Annotated in this window: 18 protein-coding genes; 10 read left to right on the top strand and 8 right to left on the bottom strand. The window is 44.8% G+C overall.

Annotation, left to right across the window (positions count from 1 at the left end):
• The first annotated feature begins 41 nt into the window (after nucleotides 1-41).
• The 4 genes from T426_RS23810 to T426_RS0114410 all read left to right on the top strand — a co-directional run bounded on the left by T426_RS23810 (nucleotide 42) and on the right by T426_RS0114410 (nucleotide 4,846).
• Nucleotides 42-755, top strand: coding sequence for a polysaccharide deacetylase family protein (locus T426_RS23810; RefSeq protein ID WP_025865126.1), 714 nt, complete (start codon nucleotides 42-44; stop codon nucleotides 753-755).
• 166 nt (nucleotides 756-921) lie between these two features.
• Complete coding sequence (purD, locus tag T426_RS0114400; protein WP_027585893.1) at nucleotides 922-2,190, top strand: phosphoribosylamine--glycine ligase; 1,269 nt, start codon at nucleotides 922-924, stop codon at nucleotides 2,188-2,190.
• 12 nt (nucleotides 2,191-2,202) lie between these two features.
• Nucleotides 2,203-3,189 carry a DUF6427 family protein gene (locus T426_RS0114405; RefSeq protein ID WP_025865125.1) on the top strand — a complete coding sequence of 329 codons (987 nt, stop codon included), beginning with the start codon at nucleotides 2,203-2,205 and terminating at the stop codon, nucleotides 3,187-3,189.
• A gap of 4 nt (nucleotides 3,190-3,193) precedes the next feature.
• On the top strand, nucleotides 3,194-4,846 hold the full coding sequence (locus T426_RS0114410; protein WP_027585894.1) for a carbamoyltransferase C-terminal domain-containing protein: 1,653 nt from the start codon (nucleotides 3,194-3,196) through the stop codon (nucleotides 4,844-4,846).
• 3 nt (nucleotides 4,847-4,849) lie between these two features.
• Here the strand turns inward: T426_RS0114410 and T426_RS0114415 are convergent, their stop codons facing one another.
• A complete protein-coding gene (locus T426_RS0114415; RefSeq protein WP_025865122.1) occupies nucleotides 4,850-5,632 on the bottom strand; it encodes a peptidase MA family metallohydrolase in 783 nt (260 codons plus the stop codon).
• A complete protein-coding gene (locus T426_RS0114420; RefSeq protein WP_148303788.1) occupies nucleotides 5,622-6,374 on the bottom strand; it encodes a hypothetical protein in 753 nt (250 codons plus the stop codon). The genes T426_RS0114415 and T426_RS0114420 overlap by 11 nt, the downstream gene beginning before the upstream one ends.
• A gap of 504 nt (nucleotides 6,375-6,878) precedes the next feature.
• Here T426_RS0114420 and T426_RS23815 point away from each other — a divergent pair.
• From T426_RS23815 to T426_RS0114450, 6 genes are all read left to right on the top strand, one after another.
• On the top strand, nucleotides 6,879-7,616 hold the full coding sequence (locus T426_RS23815; protein WP_025865120.1) for an ABC transporter ATP-binding protein: 738 nt from the start codon (nucleotides 6,879-6,881) through the stop codon (nucleotides 7,614-7,616).
• A complete protein-coding gene (locus T426_RS0114430) occupies nucleotides 7,609-8,865 on the top strand; it encodes an ABC transporter permease (protein WP_025865119.1) in 1,257 nt (418 codons plus the stop codon). The genes T426_RS23815 and T426_RS0114430 overlap by 8 nt, the downstream gene beginning before the upstream one ends.
• Nucleotides 8,866-8,918: 53 nt before the next feature.
• On the top strand, nucleotides 8,919-10,187 hold the full coding sequence (locus tag T426_RS0114435) for an ABC transporter permease (RefSeq protein WP_025865118.1): 1,269 nt from the start codon (nucleotides 8,919-8,921) through the stop codon (nucleotides 10,185-10,187).
• Nucleotides 10,188-10,243: 56 nt separating this feature from the next.
• The gene (locus T426_RS0114440) at nucleotides 10,244-11,347 is read left to right on the top strand and encodes an efflux RND transporter periplasmic adaptor subunit (RefSeq protein WP_025865117.1); all 1,104 of its coding nucleotides are present in this window, start codon (nucleotides 10,244-10,246) and stop codon (nucleotides 11,345-11,347) included.
• Between the two features lie 79 nt (nucleotides 11,348-11,426).
• The gene (locus tag T426_RS0114445) at nucleotides 11,427-12,773 is read left to right on the top strand and encodes a TolC family protein (protein ID WP_025865116.1); all 1,347 of its coding nucleotides are present in this window, start codon (nucleotides 11,427-11,429) and stop codon (nucleotides 12,771-12,773) included.
• 235 nt (nucleotides 12,774-13,008) lie between these two features.
• The gene (locus T426_RS0114450) at nucleotides 13,009-14,337 is read left to right on the top strand and encodes an efflux RND transporter periplasmic adaptor subunit (protein WP_025865115.1); all 1,329 of its coding nucleotides are present in this window, start codon (nucleotides 13,009-13,011) and stop codon (nucleotides 14,335-14,337) included.
• A 425-nt stretch (nucleotides 14,338-14,762) separates the two neighbouring features.
• Here T426_RS0114450 and T426_RS23820 read toward each other — a convergent pair whose 3' ends face one another.
• From T426_RS23820 to T426_RS0114480, 6 genes are all read right to left on the bottom strand, one after another.
• Nucleotides 14,763-15,725: a PorP/SprF family type IX secretion system membrane protein gene (locus T426_RS23820; protein ID WP_025865114.1), complete on the bottom strand. Its 963-nt coding sequence runs from the start codon at nucleotides 15,723-15,725 to the stop codon at nucleotides 14,763-14,765.
• Nucleotides 15,726-15,820: 95 nt separating this feature from the next.
• Nucleotides 15,821-18,148 (bottom strand): Ig-like domain-containing protein, encoded by a 2,328-nt coding sequence (locus tag T426_RS0114460; RefSeq protein WP_148303787.1) that lies wholly within the window; start codon nucleotides 18,146-18,148, stop codon nucleotides 15,821-15,823.
• A 4-nt stretch (nucleotides 18,149-18,152) separates the two neighbouring features.
• Complete coding sequence (locus T426_RS0114465; protein WP_025865112.1) at nucleotides 18,153-18,887, bottom strand: hypothetical protein; 735 nt, start codon at nucleotides 18,885-18,887, stop codon at nucleotides 18,153-18,155.
• Nucleotides 18,888-18,911: 24 nt separating this feature from the next.
• The gene (locus T426_RS0114470) at nucleotides 18,912-19,925 is read right to left on the bottom strand and encodes a hypothetical protein (protein WP_025865111.1); all 1,014 of its coding nucleotides are present in this window, start codon (nucleotides 19,923-19,925) and stop codon (nucleotides 18,912-18,914) included.
• Nucleotides 19,926-19,964: 39 nt separating this feature from the next.
• Nucleotides 19,965-20,795: a hypothetical protein gene (locus T426_RS0114475; RefSeq protein ID WP_025865110.1), complete on the bottom strand. Its 831-nt coding sequence runs from the start codon at nucleotides 20,793-20,795 to the stop codon at nucleotides 19,965-19,967.
• Nucleotides 20,796-20,841: 46 nt separating this feature from the next.
• Nucleotides 20,842-24,717 (bottom strand): HYR domain-containing protein, encoded by a 3,876-nt coding sequence (locus tag T426_RS0114480; RefSeq protein ID WP_234406778.1) that lies wholly within the window; start codon nucleotides 24,715-24,717, stop codon nucleotides 20,842-20,844.
• Nucleotides 24,718-26,106: the final 1,389 nt, after the last annotated feature.

Below are 26,106 nucleotides of genomic sequence, written 5' to 3' on the forward strand. Positions count from 1 at the left end.
GTATGAAGGTGTAGCTACAGCGTCACCTTTAATCCAGCAAAATGAGACTGAAGCCTCAGGTACACTTACCTCGACATATTACAAAATGGTTTCCGGCAGCCATCTGGCGTATTCCGGAAGAGGACAAAAAAGTTGTTTATCTGACCTTTGACGATGGCCCGATTCCCGGCGTAACTCCCTGGGTGTTGAAGCTCCTGAAGGAAAATGATATCAAAGCAACTTTCTTTTGTGTTGGGGAAAATGTATTTCGCTATCCCGAAATCTTCGATCAGATAATAGAGGATGGTCACGCTGTTGGAAATCACACCTACCATCACATTCAGGGACTGAAAAGCGAAAATGTCTCCTATTTTAAAGACATCGAACAGGCCAATCACCTCATCGGCTCTAATCTTTTCCGTCCGCCGCACGGCTGGCTGAAACGCTCGCAATACCACTTCATTTCTCAAAAGTACAGAATCATTATGTGGGATGTGATTTCGTGTGACTATAACCGAAATATCCCAAAAGAAGAGGTACTGAAGAATGTATTGAAGTATTCACGTCCCGGAAGTATTATCACTTTCCACGATTCGCTGAAAGCAGAAGGACATCTTCGCTATGCCTTACCAAAGGCTATTGCCGAACTGAAAGAGCGTGGATACGAATTCCGCAAGATTGAATTCCCGAAAGAACGCCGGTTGTTCAATCACGTACACCGCCAGCGTTTGCAAAAACTCAGGCAAACCATCCGCCAGGTACGCCGCTGGGCGTAATCAGCCAGTTCCATATCCTAATTTACACCTTTCGTCTTCATTACTGATTGACGCGGGATAACTGTGCCTCGCCTTGCCAATTTGTTTCGCTACCGTTCAATAATTGAGTATATTTGCCGACAACTGAAAGAGCACAATCATCCTGAATAAAAAAGAAACCAATCGCATGAAGATTTTACTCGTTGGCTCCGGAGGCCGGGAGCACGCCCTTGCCTGGAAAATCAAACAAAGTCCCAAAATTGATCAACTCTTTATTGCCCCCGGAAATGCCGGAACTGCTGAAACCGGAACCAATTTGAATATTGGTGTAAACGATTTCAATGGTTTGCGCGACGCTGTTACCGAACACGACATCGACATCGTGGTCGTAGGCCCCGAAGTTCCGCTGGTAGAAGGAATCGTTGGCTTCTTTGCAGCCGACGAGCAGGTGAAGAATATCCCGGTGATTGGTCCCGATAAGGAAGGTGCCCGACTGGAAGGCAGTAAGGATTTCGCGAAAGACTTTATGGTTCGCCACGATATCCCAACGGCCAAATATCTTTCAGTTACCACTACAAACCTGGAAGAAGGTATCGGTTTCCTGAAAACACTAAAAGCTCCTTTCGTATTAAAGGCCGATGGCCTTGCGGCCGGAAAAGGGGTTCTCATCATCGATTCGCTGGAAGAAGCGGAAGCTTCGTTGCGGGAAATGCTGGGTGGAAAATTCGGCGAGGCCAGTTCCCGCGTGGTGATTGAAGAGTTTCTGAAAGGAGTGGAATGCTCCGTATTTGTGCTCACCGACGGCAAAGGTTACAAAATTCTGCCCGAAGCAAAAGATTACAAGAGAATTGGAGAAGGCGACACCGGCCTCAACACCGGAGGAATGGGAGCTATTTCTCCTGTCCCGTTTGCCGACGAATCGTTCATGAAAAAGGTGGAAGATCGCATTATCCGTCCAACCGTTGAAGGTTTGCAAAAAGACGATATCAACTATCGTGGCTTCATCTTCCTGGGACTGATGAACGTGGACGGAGAGCCTTTTGTGATTGAATACAACGTCCGCATGGGCGATCCGGAAACCGAAGCAGTTATGCTGCGTGTCAAATCTGATTTTGTCGATTTGCTCGAAGGCATGGCTGATGGAAATCTGGCTGAAAAAAAGCTTGAAATTGACGAACGGGCGGCTGTAACCGTAATGCTGGTTTCTGGCGGCTATCCCGAAGCTTATGAGAAAGGAAAAGTCATTTCGAACCTGGACAAGGTGAAGGACAGCATTGTCTTTCACGCCGGCACCAAATTCGATGGCGACGAGGTTGTAACCAGTGGCGGACGGGTTATTTCGGTTAGTTCGTACGGAAAAGACTGTCGCGAAGCTCTCGAGCAGTCGTATAAAAATGCTGGCATCATCGATTTTGAGAAAAAATACTACCGCCGCGATTTAGGATTCGACCTTTAAATAGTTGTCTGTATGGTATTGCGATTTTTAAAAACCAATCAGATTGTTCATTTGGTGCTTATTCCCTTAGCCGGAATTTTGCTTTGGTTACCCGGTTTAATCCATCCGGAAAGTTTTCATTTCTTCGCCGGAGAAGCAGCTATGCCGCTTTACCGGATTACCGGGGCGTATCTGATAAAACTTCCTTTTCTGTCAGCTTTTGCCGGATTAGCCGTCGTTGTTCTCAGCGCTTTTCTTATTATCCAAATCAGCACCCGTTTTCAGTTTTTACGGTCGCGTTCCGGTTTGCCGGGAATCATCTACCTATTAACAGTTTCGGCATTTCCGTCTATGCATACGTTGCATCCCGTACACCTAGCATCTCTGTTTGTGTTTCTGGCGCTCATCAGCATCTTCGATACGTATCATCACTCCAATACCCTCCCCGATACATTTAATGCCGCATTTTTCCTTTCGGTCGGATCGCTGTTTTATTTTCCGACTATCTTTCTGTTCCCCATTACCTGGATAAGCATTGCCGTATTGCAAAAAGGAGATAACTGGCGCTTACTGTTCATTCCGTTGGTAGGCTTTGCCGTTCCATGGTTTATTGCCGGCTCCGTCTATTATCTAAAGGATATGCTACCGCAACTTTTCAGTGTCGTTCAGGAAAACATTCATACGGCCAACATCAATATTATCAATACCTTTTCCTTCCAACTCTTATCAGGATTCTTCATCTTCCTGGCTGTGCTCGGAAGTAGTTCCATTCTCAGCCGGTATGACGTAAAGAAAATCAGTTCACGGAAATACTTCATCATATTTTACTGGATGGTCGCATTTCTGGTAGTCTCCATTCTCTTCAGCCGTTCAGTCGGTATCGAGGCGATTATTCTGCTGGCCATTCCGTTTGCTTACTTCATCGCCCACTTTTTCATTTTTGCCAAAAACCGTTTCTGGCCCGAAATGCTATTCTATCTTTTCCTCGGGATCATCGCTACGGTCATGATAATTGGTTAATCCGATGGATTCTTCAAAGCCGACACTGGCGATATACGGCATTCAGGACCGGATGGAACTGGACCATCCGGGTTATGTCCACGACCATAACATGGCGCTCATGTCCGGCGGCAAAGTGATAAAGCTGTTGCAACTGGAACGTATTAGTCGCCGGAAACGGGATAATCACCTGTACAGGCAAATCACCGAAATCCTGCGAAAGGAAAAGCTACTCTCCCCTGCCGAGTACGATCTCGTTTTTGTGGATAATGTGGTAGGACGGGCTTTCATCTCGACCGATGGACAAGCCCGGTTCGAAGCACCGTTAAACCAACAGCTTGTCGCTTCCGCGGAAAAAGGCCGATGTTGGTGGTACGGAAAAGAGCAGGATGCCTGGGTAGTCAACCACGAACTGGCTCATCTTTTCTCGTCTCTCCCTTTCACTGGAGATATCAAAGACAATAGCCTGTTGATCCACTTCGACGGCGGTGCCAGCTTGTCCAATTTTTCGGCATGGACCTACCAGGATAAACAGCTTACGCCGCTGGAATACAACTGGGACTTAAAATACCTGACCACCCTGTTTAATGCCAATGCGTTGGCCTTCGGCATTATTGGGGCTAAAATGGACGACCAGAACTCCGTGCCCGGGAAGATGATGGGCTACGCTTCATACGGAAGATATTCGCCTGAACTGGAACAGTGGTTGAATAAACATCAGTTTTTTGAAGACATTTGGGGGAAACGTTCCGTTTTCTTCCAGCAGGCAAAAGAAGACTGGAACTGGCTGGGAAATTCATTCGATCAGAAAGACCTGTTTCTTCAAGATATCATCGGCACCATGCAGCATATCTTTCAACGCGATTTCCTGAAAAAGTTAAGAGAATTGCGAGAGCAAACTGGCTGCCCAAACTTATACTACTCCGGTGGTTGTGCCTTAAATATTGTAACCAATTCGCTCATAATTAATGAAAACCTGTTCGACTATGTTTTCATACCGCCCTGCTGTGAAGATTCAGGACTGGCGCTCGGAGCTGCAGCTTATGTTGAATGGCTGAAACATGGCAAAGTTGAAAAACACTCACCGTACCTGAACAACTGGGGGCTTCTTCCCGAAAAGGTAGTTTATACCAAAGAGACGCTGGAGCAAATAGCCGCCGACCTGATGGACAACCGCGTCATTGGGATTGCCAACGGTCCGGGCGAATCAGGCCCTCGCGCACTGGGCAACCGGAGCATTATTGCCCGGGCCGATTCAGCTCAGCTGGCCCGAAAAGTAAGTATGGAACATAAAGGCCGTGAGTGGTACCGCCCGGTAGCACCGGTCATGCTCGAACGAAATGCGAAAAAGGTAACCGGTATTGACGTCATCCATCCGCTATCGCGATACATGCTGCTGGATTTTGCTATTCTTCCCGAAAGGAAAAAAGAGATGGAAGGCGTGGTTCATGTGGATGGTACGTCGAGAATCCAAACGATTTTTCAGCGCGATGATAATCCGTTTTTATACGATTTGCTGGATCTTTTAGATGAAAAGTATGGATTGAAGGCTCTCATCAATACCTCATTTAACCAACGTGGCGAACCCATCGTCCATACACCTGAAGATGCTCTATCTTCGGCCAAAACGATGAAACTGGATGGTGTGATTGTGAATGGGAAATATGTCCGGTTGTGATATTTACTGCGTCAATGATTTATCTGAATAGTGACTCCAGGTATTTTCCACATCTGAGAGTGAAACTCCATAAACAGACTTGAAATCCGCCGCAAAGTGATTGCTCCGCCCTTCGGTAAACAACCTACGGTACTTCTCCATTCCAAAGCGTCGTATGATGTAACCGGCAAATGAACCGGAAACCGGATAGGATATATTCGTATCGAACTGCTCGAAGTCGCTGGCCAAACTTTCGATGTTCGGCAAATCGCCATGGGCGACTAACGCAGCAACAATCATTTGCGAGCTACCGTATTTTGCTTCACTGTCATAGGTGACATGCTCCATGTAAACGGCAATTCCTTCGCTTAAAATGCGTAAATCGGTCGGTCCCCAGGCATTAAACGTGATAATATGTGCTACTTCATGGGCTGAAATACCTCGTTTACCGATGGTATAACCATCCGAACCATAAATCACTTCTATGGTATTCAGAATGGGAAAAGCCTGACCGGTTTTGTCGGTAAACCCGGCATCCGCCAAATCGTTAAAAATATAGGCATGAATCTTTTGATTATACTGTGTTCCCAGCAGTTGGTTTAGTTGGGTAAAAACGCGTTCCTGCTCAGTCTTAATACTCTCGATATCCGCTGCAGCAGCCGAATTGGGACGGTAGTAGTATACATAGTGTTCCGACTCGGTCTGTAACCATGTTCCATGAGAATCCATTTCGCTGGAATCAGGAATCAGCGAGCATGCTTGTAAAAACAGCACAAAAATGGCTATCAAATAATTCCTATTTCTCATGGAATGGCATAAACTTTATTGAGACCGACCATCTCTGCTCCCATAGCATCAAACTATAGCGCTTATTATAATCCCGGCCATAAAGGTACGACCACTGAGGACAAATCTGAACACGATCATTCAGGTTAAAATATGCCTGAGCCGTTAAACCCAGATCAAAACCACTTTCCACTCCGCTACTGTTCGCATAATATTGGGGCGTACTCGAGTAAAAACCGACCGTGCCCTTGGCATTCGCCTGAACATCCAGCCCGATTCCGGGCACGATATTCACCATGCTGCCAACCACTATTCCTCCACCAACATTCGTCCAATGGTACATTAAATCCGTTCCGCCGTCGTAGTTAAGATTCCATTTACGGTAGCTGATGCCAGCTTCCGGGCCGACATATAACCGAAACATTGAATTCTGCTTCTTTGTCAGATATCGATGTTGCTCCCAGGCCACCATTAATTTCATCATTTTCTGCTCCGGTGCCGATTCGTTGCTATCATTGTATTTCCAGTTATTGAAATTCCACATGGCAAACTGAAAAATATTTTCACGTCGCTCACTTGTCAAAAACAAATTGAACTTCGGATAGAACGAACTGCCATAGAAACCAGCCGGACTAGACTGTCGTTCGTGCGAATAATTAAGATGTGAGTAACCTCCACCAACACTCCATCCCCAGTCTTTTGCCCTGACTCCCCAAGGCAACATCAATAGAAAGACCGATACAAAAAGCAGTTCTCGTTTCAATAGTCAATGGTTAAATATCCAACAATCCGGTTAAGTTTCCCATTCATTATTCGAATCATCAGGACTTCTTAACTTTTTGCCGGGAGCATAGAGGTTACTGTACGTATTCGGATATCCGCTGAAAGCAATAAAGATAATAAGATTTTAAGCAAAACAGGGCGATTGCATAATAGATTCATTTCAGGAACAAACATGCAGTAATAAATTCTATCCGGATAAACCTTTTTTGCGTCCGAAATCGTACACCCCCAGTTCGAAATCGTACAATTTCTTCACAGTGCACAAATCCGGGGAAATACGCTTATATCTCAATTTGTGCCAATTACACCCTTTGGCACATCTATTGGTAAAAGCATTTTCGGGATGTAACGTTAAACGTGGAATATTATCCGTTATTTATTGTAACTATTTCACCCCGGAGTTAGTCTAACCTTCCGGAGTTAATAATTTTTACGAATGATTTTTCCGCATAAAAGTTCCCATCCGAACACAAAACCTTGAACAATGATACAGATCAACAATTTGCACAAGTCGTACGTAACGGGGAATAACAGCCTACACGTTCTGAAAGGTCTGAACCTGGAAATTGAAGAGGGAGAATTCGTTTCCATCATGGGCTCATCGGGTTCCGGTAAGTCGACTTTGTTGAACATCCTCGGCATTCTCGATAATTATGACGAAGGAGCTTACTCGCTCGACGGTCACCTGATGCAAGACATGAATGAGACGCAGGCTGCCCGGACACGCAATAAAATGATTGGATTCATCTTTCAATCATTCAACCTGATATCGTTCAAAAATGCGATGGAGAATGTTGCCTTACCGCTCTACTACAAAGGCATTTCGCGTAAAAAACGGAATCAGATGGCCATGGAATTCCTGGAAAAACTGGGACTGAAGGAATGGGCACATCATATGCCCAATGAACTTTCCGGAGGACAACGCCAACGGGTGGCCATTGCCCGTGCACTGATTTCCAAACCACGCATCATTCTGGCCGACGAACCCACCGGTGCACTCGATACACAAACCTCGTACGAGGTGATGGAAATGCTGAAGCAAATCAATGACGAAGGGATTACCGTCATTATCGTTACCCACGAATATGACATCGCCGCCATGACCCAGAAAATCATCCGCCTGAAAGATGGTGTGATTGAAGAGATAATCAAAAATGGCGATTTAAAGTCCTTCCAGGCGCAGTACAACCGTAACATCAATAAACCAGAGCATCATGTTTGATATCGATGTATGGCAAGAAATTTTCAGCACCATCCGGAAGAACAAGCTCCGTACTTTTCTCACCGGTTTCTCGGTGGCTTGGGGTATCTTCATGTTAATGATACTCCTCGGGTCGGGAAACGGGTTACAGAACGGTGTTAAACAGGAGTTTGCCAGCAATGCCGTTAATGCTATGTGGATTTGGACCGGCGAAACCAGTATGCCGTATAAAGGAATGAAAACCGGACGGCCTATTCGTTTTAACAACCAGGATTATACCTTTCTGACCAACAAAGTGAAAGGACTGGACGAAGTCTCTTCCCGCTTCTATTTGCCTGGCGATACCAACTATGCATACGGTAACGAATACGGCTCATTTACGACCGTTACCTGCCATCCGGCTCTTCGGGATGTTGAAAATATAAAGTTGAGCAAAGGCCGCTTTATCAACCATAAGGATATTACCGACTACCGCAAGTCGATTGTCATCGGAAAAGACATTGCCAAGGCACTCTTCAAAGAAGAAGATCCCATTGGAAAATATATCAAGGTAAATGATGTTCCATTCAAAGTAGTTGGTGTTAGCCACGACCCTGACAACCGCAACGACCGAACGGCCTACATGCCGGTTTCCACGGCTCAGCGTATTTTCAACGGAGGTAACCGGGTACACAGCTTTGCGGTTACCACGAAAATGGTGACTTCGGCCAAACAGGCAGAAGCCATTACCAAAGAAGTTCGTGAAGCACTCGCCCAGCGGCACAAATTCAATCCCGACGATAAACGGGCGATGGGCGCTTTCAATATGCTGACGGAGTATTTGCGTACCATGAAGATTTTCCAGGGCATCAAAATATTTGTCTGGATTATTGGTATCGGAACCCTGATTGCGGGCATCGTCGGTGTAAGCAACATCATGCTGATTTTGGTGAAAGAACGAACCCGCGAAATTGGCGTCCGGAAAGCATTGGGCGCATCTCCCCGCTCCGTTATCGGTCTTATCCTGATGGAATCGATCCTGATAACCACCGTTGCCGGATACATTGGACTGACCCTGGGTGTCGGCATTATGGAGGGAGTGAATTATGTACTCGAGCAAATGTCTGCTTCGGGCGGAGGTGACGGAATCTTCTTCCGCAATCCAACCGTCGACTTTGGTACCGCCATTTCAGCCACTTTAATCCTGGTTTTATCAGGCGCTATTGCCGGATACATTCCAGCAAAAAAAGCGGCCAATGTAAAACCCATTGAAGCCCTTCGCGATGAATAAGGAAAGGGAGAATTCAAAATTAAGAAATCAATAACCTGCTTAAAATCCTGATCATGTTTGACATCGAACGCTGGAACGAAATATGGAACGCCCTGACAAAGAACAAACTCAGGAGCTTTCTCACCGCCTTCGGGGTTTTCTGGGGAATCTTCATGCTGATTGTGATGACCGGTGCCGGAAACGGATTGAAACACGGTATTTACGACGGTGTATCAAAGTTTGCTGTTAATTCTGCCTTTATGTGGACCCAGCGAACCGGCGAGCCCTACAAAGGTTTTAAACGCGGCCGTTTCTGGAACATGAATACTACTGATATTACCTATATCGAAGACCACGTTCAAGGTATTAAATACCTGGCTCCAAAGCTTTTTGGCTGGAAGGAACGCGGCGGAGACAATACCGTTCGCGATAACCGGACCGGCGCCTTTAATATTGCAGGAGATTATCCGGTGTATACCAAAATCGACCCGGTTTCCATGGTAAAAGGCCGTTGGATCAACGAAATTGATATACGCAATAAGAGAAAAGTGTGTGTGATTGGTGAAAAAGTAGAGGAGAGTATGTTCGATAAAAGCGAGAATCCTATCGGGAAATACCTCAAAGTATCAGGCGTATATTTCCAGGTCATCGGGGTACTGAAACCCGAAACACGCGTCAATTTTAACGGACGCAAGGAAGAGACCATCTTTCTTCCGTTCACCACCATGCAACAAGCCTACAACTACGGAAACGAAGTTCACTTGATTGCTGTCACATCAAAAAAAGGTGTATCCGTCAGTAGCCTTGAAGACCAGATACTCACCATCATTAAAAAGCGGCACTCTATTGCTCCGAAAGATGAACAGGCAATCAGAAGCATCAATATCGAAAAACAGTTTCAACAGATGAACGGCCTTTTCCTTGGCATCAGTATTCTGACCTGGATTGTGGGAATCGGAACATTGCTGGCCGGAGTGATTGGCGTCAGTAATATCATGCTGGTGATTGTAAAAGAGCGTACCCGCGAAATTGGAATACAACGTGCTCTTGGAGCGACTCCAAAAGTCATTATTTCACAAATTGTACTCGAAAGTGTGGTCCTGACCACCCTGGCCGGCTACATCGGTCTGTCATTGGGCGTCGGACTTCTGGAGCTTATCAGCAACGTTCTGGCGAAAATGAACAGCGGAGGTGACGGTGTCTTCTATAAAGATCCGACAATTGATCTTCCGGTAGCACTCGCTGCACTAGCCGTATTGATTCTGGCCGGGTTGTTTGCCGGTTCTATTCCGGCGAAGCGGGCTCTGCAAATAAAACCCATCGACGCGTTACGCGACGAATAAACAACGCATTAAAGAGATAATTAATAAAATTGGATGAACCACAAAATCTGCCTAAAATGAAAAAGTTTTTCAAAATCTTCGGATTCGTTTTACTGGGGGTAATATTCCTCGGAACACTGGGCTTCCTGTATCAAAAATCACAGGCTAAGCCAGATGTATTTAAAGATGAAACTCCGCTTATCACGAACATAATCCAAAAGACGGTTGCCACCGGTTCGGTCGTCCCGCGTAAAGAAGTGGAAGTAAAACCTCAGGTTTCCGGTATCATTCAGGACTTATATGTACAAGCCGGCGATACCGTTAAGGAGGGCGATGTTCTGGCCAAGGTAAAAATCATTCCGGATATGGTGAACCTGAATGCCGCTGAGGCCCGGGTAACCAAAGCTAAAATCAGCTTCGAAGATGCCAAACTTGACTATGACCGTCAATCTAAACTTTTCGAGAAGCAGGTCGTTTCGCGTGAAGATTACCAGAAAGCGAAGCTAACGTACGACGGAGCACAAGCGGAAGTGGAAGCTGCTGAAAACAATCTGGATTTGATTCGTAAGGGAGTGACTAAAACCTCGCAGAAGACCACCAATACACTTATCCGTGCGACCATCGACGGTATGGTGCTCGACGTACCCGTAAAAGTGGGAAATTCGGTTATCCAGTCAAATACATTTAACGACGGTACCACCATCGCTACGCTGGCTGACATGAACGATATGATTTTCGACGGAAAAGTGGATGAAACCGAAGTGGGAAAAATCAAAGAAGGAATGAATATCGAGCTCACCATTGGTGCCATCGAGCATGAGAAATTTGACGCAACGCTTGAGTATATTTCTCCGAAAGGTGAAGAAGAAAACGGCGCCATTCAGTTTGAAATTAAAGCGAATGTCAACCTGAAAAAAGACCAGTTTATCCGTGCAGGATACAGTGCAAATGCCGATATTGTACTGGCTCGTCGCGATAGTGTGCTGGCCGTTCCGGAAGGGTTGCTTCAGTTCGATAATGATTCGGCCTACGTAGAAGTAGAAACACAACCGCAACAGTACGAAAAACGCTATGTGGAAACCGGATTATCCGATGGTATCAACATCGAAATCAAAGACGGTATCACCAAGGACGACCATCTGAAAGGTCCCAAAGTGGAACCCGGTTCAAAGGATAGCTAAAAATAAATTGCCCCGAAAGGGGTAACACCCAAAACGTTTAAGTAAATTAGCATAACGTCGAAATAAAAAATTATAATCCATGAGTCGACTAATCTATGCCATCGCTTTTTTAATACTGGTAAGCATTAGCAACATTCTTAAGGCACAGGATACACCAAATGCCTGGTCGCTGAAAGAGTGTATCGATTATGCCATTAAGAACAATATCCAGGTTAAGCAAGGCGAATTGAGCACACAACTACAGGAAAATTCACTACGAAAAGCAAAAGCAGACCGTTACCCGAATTTAACTTCTCAAGCATCACAAAACGAAAGCTATGGTCGTTCATTGACCTACAGCAATACCTATGAGAACATCAACTCATCGCAAACGAATTTTAACTTAAGCACCAATGTTCCTGTTTTTGCAGGTATGCAAATCAACAATAACATTAAAGCGAAAAATTTCGATTTGAAAGCCTCAATGGAGGATTTGCAGAAGGTGAAGGATAACATTACCATGAATATTGCCTCTGCCTACCTCGAGATTCTGTTTTCGCAGGAACTGGTGAAAGTGTCGGAAGAGCAGCTAGCTGTTACCAAACAACAGATTCAGCAAACCCAGGAGAAGGTTGATGCCGGAGCCCTGGCCAAAGGCAGTTTGCTGGATATCCAGGCACAGGCAGCCAAAGAGGAATTGACATTGGTGGATAACCAAAATCAGCTGAAGTTGAATTACCTGAAACTGGCTCAGTTGCTCGAACTTGATTCGTACAAGAATTTCGACATTCAGAAACCGGAATTGCCGACAATCAGAGCCGAAGCGTCACTCATGTCGGCTACAGAAGTGTATAAAAACGCTTTGGCATTATGGCCGGATATTAAGTCGACGGAATACAAACTGCAAAGCTCCGAATATCAGCTGAAGGCTGCAAAGGGGACAAATTATCCAACGGTTAGTTTGTACGGCAACTATTTCAACCTGTACAACAACAAATATACCGATACGCAGGGCAATGAAATCTCGTTTAAGGACCAGTTGAAAAACAACGAGCGGAAAGGATTTGGTCTTCAAATGGACATTCCGATATTTAACCGGTTGCAAAACAAGACTCAAATTGACAATGCAAAAATCAATGTACTCAGTAAACAGCTCGATGTAGAGAATGCGAAAAAAGCACTTCGTAAGGATATCGAAACGGCTGAAACCAATGCAATAGCTGCCCTGAACAGGTACACTTCGAACCAAAAGGCAGTCGCAGCCATGCAGGAAGCATTCCGTTATTCGGAAGAAAAGTACAATGTTGGTTTGGTAAATGCTCTTGAGTATAACCAGGCCAAAAATAACCTGGCCAAAGCACAATCGGATTTACTGCAAGCCAAGTACGAATTCATTTTCCGCACTAAAATCCTCGACTTTTACCGCGGAATACCCATTGAATTGTAATCCGAAAGATTTTGTGAAGAACTTTTATTCTATAAAGAAAGCCGCCTGAGAAATCGGGCGGCTTTCTTTTTGCTTCCTCCTAAATCCTGTTATCGCCAAAAGAGCAGACAAACGATTCGAAAACTTCTTATGTTAATACTTTACAACCTTTTCGGTTGAAGGCAAATAATTGTAACTTTAAGGAACGTTACTTTCGTTTTGTGGTCAACCATGTAGTCATAATACCGTAACCCGTATGAAGAAGAAAAAAAGGAGTTTTCGTCTGCTCATCATCGTTGTTCTTGCAGTTATCATTCTGCTCGTTGTAGGTAAAAAAGCCGGCTGGTTCGGAAAAGAATTTGCCACCCGTGTAGCCGTTGAAAAAGCCGAGAAGAAAGACATTACCGAAATCATTACGGCGAATGGTAAAATTGAACCGCAAACGGAAGTAAAAATCAGCCCGGAAGTTCCCGGTGAAATTATTGAACTTCCCGTGAAGGAGGGCGATGAAGTAAAGGAAGGCGACTTACTGGCTATCATCAAGCCCGATATTTACATTTCCAATCTCAACCGGTTGCGTGCCAGCCTGAATACCCAAAAAGCACGATTAGCGCAGTCAGAAGCACAATTGACCGAGAAAAAACTGAACTTCGACCGGTCACAACAACTTTACAAGCAGCAAACCATCTCTCAGTCCGATTTTCAATCGGCAGAAGCGGCCTATAAAGTCGCTGTTTCCGAGGTCGAAGCAGCACGATACATGGTGAAAAGTGCGGAATCGAGTGTGCAGGAATCCCAGGAAAACCTGACCAAAACGAAAATATATGCGCCTATTACGGGAACAATTTCGAAATTGAATGTCGAGAAAGGCGAACGTGTGGTTGGGACCAACCAGTTTGCCGGTACCGAACTGATGACCGTGGCCAACCTCAATAGCATGGAAGTGAAGGTAGAAGTGAATGAAAACGATATCGTAAAAGTACAGCTAGGTGATACCGCACTCGTGGAGATTGACGCGTATGTCAACCGAAAGTTTAAAGGTATTGTGACCGAAATTGCCAGCTCGGCCAATGTAACGGGTACCTCTACTGACCAGGTTACCAACTTCGATGTAAAGATTTTATTGCTGCAGAGTTCCTACAACGACTTGCTGAAAAAACCATCGGATCGTTATCCTTTCCTACCGGGAATGTCAGCCACCGTCGATATCCGGACCAATACCCGCAACGGCGTAATTACTGTTCCCATCCAGGCCGTTACCACCCGAAGCGAAAAAGGTGAAGCCAAGAATGAAACCACTGGTTTACAACGGGAAAACAGTGATGGAACCGATGAAGCAACAAACGGCAAACCGAAACCTGAAGCCAAACAGCACGAGGTTGTCTTTGTGTATAATGACGGTGTTGTGCGTGAAAAGCAGGTTAAAACCGGTATTCAGGATAATGTCAACATCCAAATAGAGGATGGCCTGAAAGATGGCGAAGAAGTGGTTGTAGCTCCTTACGGACTTATTTCACGTACGCTGAAAGATTCCATGACGGTAGAGGTCGTTCCGATAGATGATCTGTACAAGACGAAGAAGTAAGCCTCCCGAATTGAAATGTTTTTAACCTGTGCCGGGAACTTTTCAGGATGCCCCGTTTAAAAATATATGTACCCAGAACATATTTTAGGGTGTGCCGCAGGAAAAAGTATGTATCCAGAACATTTTTTGAGGTGCCCCGTTTGAAAAAATATGTATGCTCAACATGTTTTGACCACTGCTCCGGGAGAAAGTATGTATGCTCAACATGTTTCAAGCAGTGCTCATAGAAAAAGTAGTATGCCCCAGTCTGTTCAGCCGCTTGTGTCCTTGACGCAGAGAATCGATTTCATGATTTCCTTCATCCCGGACAGGATGATATATGGTTAGAAGAATGATAGCAGATAAGAATATATACGACTCTCCGGGAGTTTCCCATACAATTATTCAAGATTCTCAATCACGAAGGGATTCAGGAGCAACATAGGTTAAAAATACCGCGGGCCCATGCGGCGGCGGCGGCGGCCAAGGTCGAAATCATAGCTTACCATGAATTCATGTGTACCCGCATTGTAGTGCGCTTCCGACATGGTCGTCATGTCATAGGCATAACCGATTTTTAACTGCGGGTTGATATAAAACTGCAACAAGCCTCCAAAAGAATTTTGATACCGATAGGTCGCTCCCACCCACACCTTATCACTAAGTAAAAATTGCGCTGAAACATCAGCTGATATGGGTGAATTTTCCGCATAGCGGACCAAAAACGAAGGCTTAAATTTCAGGGTACCATACCGCGATACATTGAATACCTGCGCGCCCATCAAATAGAAATGGAGTACTTCTTTCTGGCTTAAATCAGTAGTTTCTTTCTGGATATTATTCCGGAGTATCTTCGGAACCGATATTCCCAGGAAAAATCGATCACCGTGCCACATCACTCCCACTCCGAAGTTGGGAAGAAATTTATAGTTGATATCCTGGGCAAACACCGGATCGTTCGGATCGTTAATCTGAAGACCCGTCAACCGGGCTTCGTAGAGATTGAAACCGGCTTCCAAACCAAAAGAAATATACTGCCGACTCCTGTAACGGTTGGCACGAACACGGTACGCATAATCGAAATAGATCCCATTTTGCTTGACAGGTCCCCAACTATCATTCATTATTGATACGCCCAAACCGACATTGTAGGAGTTCAACGGAGCCTGTACCGTCAACGTATTGGTTGACGGAGCGCCATCGAAACCCACCCACTGCTGCCGCGAAAGTGCCGTCACATTCAGGGTACCCTGACTTCCCGCATAGGCGGGCTGCACCGTTAGTACGTTGTTCAGGTACTGCGTAAAAACCGGATCCTGCTGTGCTTTCCCCACAAAGGGAAGTAACATCAGCAAAACAACCAATGCTAACAGATTACCGTTCTTTGATATGTAGGTTCGTTTAATCAAGTTAATCTATTTCAATCTTTTTTGTTCTTTAAATCCCCTTCCCGGGACCAATGCTTTTCTGTTAATTCTTTTGTCTCTCCTATTTTGTCTCATTTCTAATAAGCTATGTAGACAAAACCTTTGTACGTTTTATGTGTACCACCGAGGGTTAGTACATAATAGTAGGTTCCAACCGGCAACAACCGGTCACCCGACATCAATCCGGTATTACACTTACCATCCCAGTCGTTTTTGTAATCCTTACTCACGTAAACCTTACTCTGCCACCGGTTATATACTGTCAGTACCGTACCCGGATATTGTTCAATACCCAGAATTTCGAAGGTATCGTTAAAGCCATCGCTGTTGGGCGAGAAGGCTTCCGGAATCACAAACGGACCTCTGCTGACATCGATGATCACCACTGCCGAATCACACAGGTTCGCTGTGTCACATACCTGGTAGGTGAACTGATCGTTACCCTGATATGGCTGCGTAGGTACATAGTTGATGGTTCCGTCAGGCAATACGGTCACATCACCATAACTCGGGTTCAGTAATATCGTTACAGAACTGGTATCCAAATCGTTGTCAATATCCACATCATTCGTCAATACCGAGATATTGATCGGTTCCTGTGCCGAAGTAGCGGCAAAATCATCGTAGGCTACCGGAGCATGCTCAACTGCCTGCACAAATACATCCTGCGTTGCCATACATCCCGATGTATCGGCGATGGTTAGCGTATAGGTACCGGCTGAACTGATTTCCAGGGTTGGTTCGTTGGTTACTCCTTCTATGGTTCCGTCATTCGTGCTCCAGTTAAATGTCAACGGACCCGAACCGGTTGATGCCGAAGCATCCAATATGGCATTCATGCCCGACTCAATGGTTTCCGGCGCATCCATAACGATTTCCGGTGCCGGCAATACGGTTACGACACACGTATCCGATTGACTCAATCCTGCACTATTGGTTACCGTCAGAATCAATTCATGCTGACCTGGCCCATCCGGAACATAGTTGGTTACCTGGGCCGAAGAGTTATCAAATGTTCCCGTGGTTGAAGTCCACGCGTACCGTAAATCCAGCCCCTCCGAACCGGAGGCATCGGCGACATAAGTGTAACAACCACTAACGGTTGTATCGTTACCCGCACTGGCAATCAGGTCGGCCATTACATATACGTAAGCCGTTGCATAAGTCTGATGGGTTCCATCATTCAGCTCATAGACAAAATGATCGGCACCAATGTAGCCGGGATTCGGCACATAAGTGAAATCACCGGTGGTAGAATTCCAGGCCGTAACGGCACCGTGCATCGGCTGACCACTGGCATCTTTTACCTGCAAATAACTCACGGTTTGCGATGCATCTACCGGAAGGTCGTTGGATGCGACTGAACCGGAAATAGACTTCATGAACGACATAAAGAGATCGTCGCCGCCAAACGGTGGATTATTCTTCTGTGTATTATCGTACAAATCCAGTTTCACTGTGGCTGTTACCGGGGTATGACCATCGGTCACTTCGTAGGTAAATTCATCCCTAACAGGAGCCGACGTGGATGGTGTATACGTGTAGGTTCCATCAGCATTCAATACCAGTGTGCCATGAGATGGCCCGCTCTTAGGAGTCGTGTTCACCGTCAACGGATCACCATTCAGGTCAATATCATTGTTCAGTACCGTCGATTTAATTTTCGTTCCGGCAGGAGCCCGAGCCTCATCGTTAAAGGCTACCGGGGCATATTGCCTCGACGGATTGGTTCCCAACAACTCGAACTGAACGCTTGACTCCATGGTAATTCCATTCCGCTCGACCTGATAAAAGAATGAATCGTGACCGGTGTAACCCGGTTCCGGTATATAGGAATAGTTTCCATCCGTAGTCCCCATAATCACATTTCCGTGTTGCGGTTGTACAGTTACAGTGGCTGTAATGTCGTTTCCGGTCAGCGTAGCCAGCGGTAAGGCTTTCGTGGCAGCAGCAGCTAACGACAACATAAAGTCATTAGTAAATACACTGGCATTAATCGCCGTGACGTTCATGGCGCTGATGTTATGGTCATCTACCAGCTGGAAGTTATACGGTTCCACAATTTCAACGGAAATTTGCCGTGGATCGCCTACACAAGAGGCAATCGGTTGATTGTCGCTATTCAGGTGTACCTGCGTAACGGAGAGCTCCAGGGTATAGGTACCGGGCGCTCCATCCCAGGTAACGGTGACCGAGTTGCCGGTCGATGCACTCAAATTGGTTGACGAGCCACCTGAAATGCTCCAGTGGTACTGGTAGTTTGGCTCAGCGGTTACGCTGTAGGTCCGTTGTTCACCCTGTGGCACTTGCTGGTCAGCCGTAGTCTGGGCATACCCTTCCCCTACCGGGAAGAAGATTGCCAGTACAGCTATCAGCAGGATGATATGTTTCACGTACCTATTCACGTAACTAGTTCATTTGTATGACCGGGGTCACCGGTGTTTTAAATATCGTGTATTGGAATGTTCCGGCAGTTGTCGAAACATGAATCTCCATTCCGTACTTATCGGTGGCTTTCACCAGTACGACGTCGTAAACCTGGTCTTGCGACACATCATTTACGAGGCCGTTCAGCGGTAAGCTGAAATCAGTGGCATCCTGTAATACTTCTTGGAGTGTTTGGGTTGTGCCATCCGGTTTCGTGACGGTGTAATCAACCGTGACCGGATAACTTGAATTCGGGAGCGGAACTCCTGTGCTGGAAAACAATTCGACCGTAGCTGTTGTGTTGCTGGTCGGTGTATTCGGGTCGGCACAATCGCCGGCCTCTTTCGGGTTAAAGGCGATACTGGATGTGTTGGGCTGAACATTGACAACCATGGCTTTGGTGTTGGTACAGCCATCGGCATTGGTTTCCGTTGCCGTTACATAGTAGGTTCCGGTTTTGGCCCACGTCACATCAATAGAAGCCTGGTTGTTTCCTGACGGGAAACTGATTTCCGAAGGTTGTGTTGCTTCGGTGGTAAATGTTTGTTCGTTGTAAATCACCCAGGAGTAGCTACTCCCGGGATGATTTTCAACAAAAAGGTTGCGTGTTTGCCCTTCCGACACCACAAACGCATCCTGTGCCGTGGCAGAAGCCACGGCCAGGAATACCCATCCAACGATGAGCAGCAGGCGTTTATAGGTGTGGGTTGAGAACACTAAATATTATTTAATTGATTTTGATTAATCGTGACCAATAGTTGACGTTCCAGGACGAGCATTTACAACCTGTGCTTTAACATCATCAGTTGTGCCAGCACTATTGATATTCTGAACCGGGTTACCACCTGCATCCTGAACATTGGTAAGTGTCAATGCAACATTCTGTGCAGAAGTACCTTCATTATATGTTCCATCTGACAACTTATTATTGGTGATGGTTACACGTACGTAGATCTCATTACTTCCAGCAGCGATAGATGGTGATGTTGCGGCTGCGCCCGTAGCGTTAGTCAAATCTCCAACTTTAGTATAAGTACCTCCTGAAACAGTACCATAGTCAACAGTTACATTAGAACCTGTCAATCCATTTTCAGTTGTAAACTGATAGTCAAATTGCCAAGCAGTATTTGTAATACCAGTTGTAGTTAATCTATAGTACATATAACTTACACCATACCCATAATCTATTGCACCGCTATTAAATGAAACCGCAACATTTTGTGGGCACTGATCTTGGTTATCTGCACCGACACCAGATAGGTCAGGTTTCATATTAACAAAGGCAAGATCAAAGTTGTTAGCCGGTTTTACCTGGAACGCTTTGAGGTTGCTACAACCAGTAGTTGCGTCCTCTTCCTGAACAACCACAAAAAAGTTTGTAGGTGTAGCACCATTATAAGCAGCTACTGCTGCAGCTGTCCATGTTAGGGATATAGAATTGGCGCCACCAGTACTACTTCCGGTACCATACGTTCCATTACTTACAGTAAAATATGTACCAGCAGCTTCTTGCTGAGTTAAATCTGTTTCATCGGTACTTACCCACCAAGTATAGGTATCACCGCTGTTTCCGGTATTCGTCAATTCAGCAGGCTGAATCGCACCATCACTATTACCATCAGTCCAGGTACCATTGACATAATAAGTATGTGTCGATCCTGCAAAAGGAGTTGCACCATCGTCCGTCTGTGCAAACACTTTTGCACTACCCAGTGCAAAAAATGCGACTAAAGAGAGAATGAGTAATTTTTTCATGATATTAAAATTGATTCTGAGTTAGTATTTTGCATTTTATTAATCAGCTGTAATTGCGGAAGTATTTGGCAGAGCTTCGATAGAAATCTTCTGAGCTTTATTACCTGTTCCATTATCCGGTACAGTGGTAGTACCAACAACGACTTTACCATTAGAAATAGTAAGCGTGATATCATCCGCTGTATTTACATCTCCTTCTACAACTAATCGTACAGTGGCAGTATTAGCTGTACCAACAACAGACACTCCAGTTACTGTGTTGCCTGTACCTAGGTCAGTATCCGCCTGTCCAGTTGCGATCAAGGTTTCGCTTACTACAGAGTAATTAGCATTGGCAAATGAAAGATCATAGTCAAATGACCATGTTCCCGAACTGATGTCCCATCCAGCGTCTTTGTTTAGGTTAATTGTAAAGTCGATGGTTGTGCTGGAAACTCCAGGATTTGCTCCCAGAACTGTACCTGATAGATCATGACACTCATTGAAGTCAGCATCTGCAGTTAAATAAAATGTGTTACTACTTATTGTGATAGGAAGCTCCCGAACAGTAGAACAGGTTCCTGCTTCAGTAAAACGCAATGAATAATTTCCTGCTGTAAGACTATTGCTAAAAGTAATCACTGCGGTAGCTACGCCAGAGCCAGGCCCCGCTGCTTTGGTTGCCGTGATAGTGTAATCACTTCCTACGCTAAGCGCTGTTCCACCATTATCAAGTATACTCCAAGTTGCCGTATTACCCACATCCTCCATTGTTACAGTATACGTGTGGGTAGATCCGGCATAAGGAGTTGTCCCTGATTGTGCCCAAGCTCCGATGCTGACGAACATCAGGGCGAGCATTGCGATTGATTTAATGATTGACTTTCTCATGATTTTAAAGGTTATGCGTTTCTTAAATTATCTCTTTTCATTATTGTTAGTTCGTTGTTACATTTCCAGGATTCGGCTTGTGATCGACCGTTACGGTGAAGGATTTTCCAGCACTTATATTTCCACTTTCATCGGTTGCGTAATACGTTACCGTCGATGTGCCTTCGTAAAAAGTTGTACCACTGGCATCACCGGTACCATTGGTCACCGTAGTAGCGCCGCTAATTGTATAAGTTATCGTAAAAGTGGATGAACAATTATCTGTAATCCGACTGGCCGGCAAACCGATTCCGTTCACCACTTCATACTGAGGTGAAGCCGTTTCGTCGGAAGCACACACTGATGTGGACAAATCACTTAGGTCGGCTATAACCGGTTTCTCGGTATCTTCAATAGTAACCGTTCGCGAGGCCATAGTTGGCCCATTACATCCCGAAGCTTCGACCTTAATTTTCACGGTCCCTGAAAATCCTTGCGCCCAGGTCATCTCCCCGGTTGAGGAATTGATGGAACCGGCAGACAGATTATCAATGCTCCAGACCAGCCCTGTACTATTGGTTGCGGTTGTAGAATAAGTTGTTGTTAGAGTCCCATCCTCAGGTGGGCATGCGGGTTCTGAACCTGCCGAAACCGTGATGGGGGTTGGAACTCCCACCGATGGTGTCGTAGTAACTGTATGGGTAGCCGTCTTAGGACCACCGCAACCTTCAGCAGAAACAGTTATAACCGAGGTACCACTCCAGGTATCAGCATATGTTACCTCTCCGGTACTCGCATCAATCGTATTACCATTGGTTAGACTAGTATTATCAAGCGAGTAAGTAATTGTCGTTGCATTGGCGGCTGTTGCCGAATAAGTTACCGTACCCGCCCCCTGACAACGAGTGGATGTTGTGCCGTCGGCAAAAACAGGAGTCGCCACTTCGGGATTTATCGTGATTTCTGCCACATCTGAAACACTGGTTGCGACTGTTGTTGTTGACATGCCCGGATTTGTACGCGATATAGTGAGGATTCTTTGATAATACGTTTTACCCGCAACAGTTGTCGGCGGTGTATAATCTTTTGCTGTTGCACCGGAAATATCGGTAAAGGTTGTTCCATCGGTACTCTCCTGCCACTGATAAGTTACCGTGTAAGCCGTGTTGCTCGAGATTGGACTATCAGTAAATGCATCATTACCAACTATTTTATTTGCTGTGGCATTAACACATACACTCTGCGTAGTTCCCGATGCAAGTTTATCTGTTACCTTTTGCAGATTACCAAATGAAATCCGGTTTCCACCGCCATTTTCGTAAAAATCCAGTAAAAGGTGATTATCTCCATTTACACTGAAAAGAATTCCTGCATCCGGTGTTCCATACCCCCGGTTGCTCCAATGAGTATAAACCAAGATATTGTCGACGTACAAGCGGGCACCATCATCACTGCCAATATCCACCAGGTAAATACCATCCAGCGTCGTCGTATGCATCCGGTAATGGACAGAGAATGTCTCTGTGTAAATTGAACCACCGCCTGAGCTATTGGAAAAATCATAGCATGTTTGACTTCCCCCAAAATTCTCATCGAACTCCTGTGGTTCCGTTGTGTAACCATAGTAGTCCTGAAAATTGGTTCCATTGTATATATGGCCAATCCATGAATTGTCCCCTTCGGTGTTTTGATCATCACCGGAAATAACCCCATTTGACGTTACTGTTACATCTTGAGTATCCGTGGCTGTATTACCCGATTTATCGGTCACTGTCCAGGTAACCGTTGTTGTTCCTTCCGGAAAACTCGTCGGAGCATCATTTGTCACGCTCTTCACGCCACAGTTATCATCGGTAACCGGCGTTCCCAAATCCACGTTCGTTGCATAACAGGAGCCGGCATCAGCAGTAACGGTTACATCTGTTGGTGCTGTAATTGTTGGCGGTTCTGATTCGGTTACTGTAATATCAAATTCACGAGTGGATGTATTACCTGATGCATCAGTTGCCGTAAAACGCATATGATGTATTCCCGTTGAAAATGCACTTCCCGGTGCAGGGGCCGGATACCAAGTGGGATCACCTTCGTTCTGCATCTCACCAACTACGCGCGGGCCGTCAAATTCCAAAAAGAAATATCGGCTATCCGTATTGAATTGGTCGTTCCATTTGCCATTTAATGACGGATTCGTTCCATACATTTCGGCCCAATCTTCATTATTACTGGAATTATTGGGTTCACCTGCATTCCAATTTTTATACGAAGCCGGATCCGTCGCAGAATAGTATTCACCCGTCACCCATCGAAAAGTCCCTTCCTGTGCAGCATCGGTTAAACCGAACCAAACATCTGTATCCTTAGCCGCAGCAAAGGGACTCAAAAAATCGTTTTCGGCCTGACTGGTAATCGTCGCCAGGTGCCCACCGTTGTCAAACACGTTTTTGTGCGCGTCGATGGAAAGTTTTAGATCGTTGGACATATAATAGCTATGTCCGTTAAAAGGAGCAGTACCCAAAAAGTCAAACCCAGTTAACGGCCCCGCATATCCTCCAGCATTGTCGGTTGCAGCAGGTATATTGTACCAAACGTTCGCTGTACAGCCCGGATCGGCTGTTACCGTTGTATCGTTAGGAAAATTTGGAAAAAACGGGGCTTCGGTGTCTGGATTCACATTAACAGTTACATTTGCACTTTTTGAACAGGAATTAAATAAATCGGTAGCTGTCACGGTATAGGTAGTTGTTTGTGCCGGATTATCTGTTGGATTCTGGTCGGAAGAGGTAAAGCCGACCGGACTGGAGGTCCAGCTATATTGTACGTCGGGTATTCCGGTTACCTTTACATTGTCGATGGCCCAGTAATAATCATCCCATGCATCATACTTAAAACGAATGTATAAACTTGCATTACCGACGTATGAATCCAAGTCAACTGTCGATTTCTGGAAATTTGTTAAACCTCCCATGGTACTACTGTATGTTTGAACAGTTTGCCATGTTAGGCGATTATCCGTTGACACTTGTATAGCAGCAATTTCGCCACCGGCATGTCTGAAATATTGATAAAACTCAAGAGAAAGACTTCCTAAATTTTGGGTATTAATTTCCGGAGACTGCAAAAAAGTAGTCGTCGCACCGTAATAAGAACTATATGAGAGATAGAATTGACTATTATCATTTGATTGAATTGTAGAGCTGCTATTCCACAATGACCATTCAGAATAGTATCCAGCCTTATTTGTACTGTAAACACTCCATTTATTCGTTGCCAAATTAAACCCCTCATCCAATAACGTCACAGTAGATGGTGTAAACCCATCAGCTTTTAATTGCGTGTAACTTCCACTGTAAACGGTGGTTGGGGTGGCGGTGGCCGTTAATGTCAGTCCGGAACATGCAGTAGCCCCGGTTAGTGCGAGATATTGCTTATATAGATCAATATTATTGTCATGTAAATTACCCAGATTGCCAGCGTTGTTGAAAGTACCATCCATATACCCGGGGTAAGTATTATTATTCCCAAAGAGGTAAACCTGCTGGTTGTCGTGGGTTGAGAAAGAACCGTTTCCAAAGGTAAAATCCCCCCCCACAATCATATTTGCATTATTCTTCAGCGTTCCTGAAGAACTGGTCATATTAAAGTTACCAAGGACAATAATATCTCCATGTGAAACAATATTACCTCCATGCACATCGACATTTGTGTAAACGATTAGCTGAGCACCCGAAAAGATGTTAATATCAATATTGGAAGACAAACTTCCCTCCACTATTAATGTTGAACCACTTTTAATATCTATGGAACCACCCGAGGCGGTTAAGTTTCCGGTTATGGTTAAAGTAGCACCATTTTGGACGACCAAAGGATTAACGGTCGTGTAATCACCTGATATCGTATAATCACTTGAATAAGTCTGCCCTAAAGCAAATCCAGAACCTAGCACAAACAAAAGTGCAACAATGATTAAAACCTTAAATGACTGGTGATTTATATTGATAGGTAGACATTTTTGGGACGCCTGAAAGATATCGGGTGTTGAATGGGAGGCAAACATTGAATCCTGTTGAACACTCACAGTTGGGCTGTGTGTGCGACAACATACGAATCTCTTTACCGATATGTCGATCAGTTTGTGTAACAAGTGCTCCTAATTTTTGCCTTTTTATTCTTCATCCATTGCGTCAACCAAGACTCCTCAATCACCAATATGGTTTACGCAAATGTTTAATTTGTTTAATGTCCGAAAATCAGACACTTTTTTCAACAAAATTCAAATAGCATTAAACACTTCATAATGTGCTAACTAATGCCAATGCTCTTTTTACTCCAATGGTAAAATTATTAAAAATTGTTAAACAAAATAGTGTTCATCGTATAATAATCGACAACCATCTCCGTTGCCCCGCCGAAAACCCGACCTATACAATTGATTATCTTCACATTAAAAATTCTTGCCATTGTATGTTTTTTTTACATCCCAACATCTACGCTTTCAACTTTGCGTCATCAAATTTATCATATGAATATCTATGACTCCTCAAACGGTGACAAACGTTGCTTCTACGGCATATTAAAGCCATTGAAGAGCCTTTTCCGTCACCAACGAATTTCGGATTTAATTCGTTGCAGAATATCACTACCCAGGAACGCAACCAGTAATAAAAAGACCTCCTCATCTCATTTAAAGTCTTCGTAACCAGCAATAAAATAACGCTATCGCTTCATAAATATTTCGCATAATAGTCTATTTAGAACAGAAAAATTCTCTTTCCAATCTTCATCTGATTATCAAAACCTTTCATCTCGATATCCCCAATCCCGCAACCGACTCACCAAGAGCCCCTTCCATGGCAATACAATTCCCATTTTGTTAATTTTTTTTACAACTAAGATTATTCACTTTATAGCAGCTTGCCAATTCATTATGTTAAAATAATTCTGCGAAAATCAATAGACTTGGATTCAGGGTATGCAGTATGGTCGCAAAAAAAATGGGAAATTTTGAATGGTGACATTGAGACGTTAGATATATAGATGAAAGAAAATTTTAAATGAACAGAGTGCTGGGTGTTACTTATCGAGTCTTTAACATAGGGTCTGGCACGATATAAAGAAGAAGAGCGTTCATAAGAATAAAGTTTAAAGAGTTAAGATTTACGTGTTAAGCCTTATGAAGGTAGAAAAGTGACTAAGTGCTGTCTATTTGTTTGCCCGTAGGGCACAGTATTGCCGTATTTTTCGACTTGAAAGGCCAGTCCAATCAGCCCAATGGTAACCCCCAGCACGTTTGTTGGGACAGGCTTGGGAAAAGAAAGCCACCCCGTGTTAAAAA

Origin of the sequence: Prolixibacter bellariivorans ATCC BAA-1284, from assembly GCF_000621705.1 — a bacterium.
GTDB lineage: Bacteria > Bacteroidota > Bacteroidia > Bacteroidales > Prolixibacteraceae > Prolixibacter > Prolixibacter bellariivorans.

What these genes read in the sequence shown, in the direction of transcription:
- T426_RS23810 (WP_025865126.1), top strand. Translation starts at nt 42, where the DNA reads ATGAGACTGAAGCCTCAGGTACACTTACCTCGACATATTACAAAATGG.
- purD (WP_027585893.1), top strand. Translation starts at nt 922, where the DNA reads ATGAAGATTTTACTCGTTGGCTCCGGAGGCCGGGAGCACGCCCTTGCC.
- T426_RS0114405 (WP_025865125.1), top strand. Translation starts at nt 2,203, where the DNA reads ATGGTATTGCGATTTTTAAAAACCAATCAGATTGTTCATTTGGTGCTT.
- T426_RS0114410 (WP_027585894.1), top strand. Translation starts at nt 3,194, where the DNA reads ATGGATTCTTCAAAGCCGACACTGGCGATATACGGCATTCAGGACCGG.
- T426_RS0114415 (WP_025865122.1), bottom strand. Translation starts at nt 5,632, where the DNA reads ATGAGAAATAGGAATTATTTGATAGCCATTTTTGTGCTGTTTTTACAA.
- T426_RS23815 (WP_025865120.1), top strand. Translation starts at nt 6,879, where the DNA reads ATGATACAGATCAACAATTTGCACAAGTCGTACGTAACGGGGAATAAC.
- T426_RS0114430 (WP_025865119.1), top strand. Translation starts at nt 7,609, where the DNA reads ATGTTTGATATCGATGTATGGCAAGAAATTTTCAGCACCATCCGGAAG.
- T426_RS0114435 (WP_025865118.1), top strand. Translation starts at nt 8,919, where the DNA reads ATGTTTGACATCGAACGCTGGAACGAAATATGGAACGCCCTGACAAAG.
- T426_RS0114440 (WP_025865117.1), top strand. Translation starts at nt 10,244, where the DNA reads ATGAAAAAGTTTTTCAAAATCTTCGGATTCGTTTTACTGGGGGTAATA.
- T426_RS0114445 (WP_025865116.1), top strand. Translation starts at nt 11,427, where the DNA reads ATGAGTCGACTAATCTATGCCATCGCTTTTTTAATACTGGTAAGCATT.
- T426_RS0114450 (WP_025865115.1), top strand. Translation starts at nt 13,009, where the DNA reads ATGAAGAAGAAAAAAAGGAGTTTTCGTCTGCTCATCATCGTTGTTCTT.
- T426_RS0114470 (WP_025865111.1), bottom strand. Translation starts at nt 19,925, where the DNA reads ATGAAAAAATTACTCATTCTCTCTTTAGTCGCATTTTTTGCACTGGGT.
- T426_RS0114475 (WP_025865110.1), bottom strand. Translation starts at nt 20,795, where the DNA reads ATGAGAAAGTCAATCATTAAATCAATCGCAATGCTCGCCCTGATGTTC.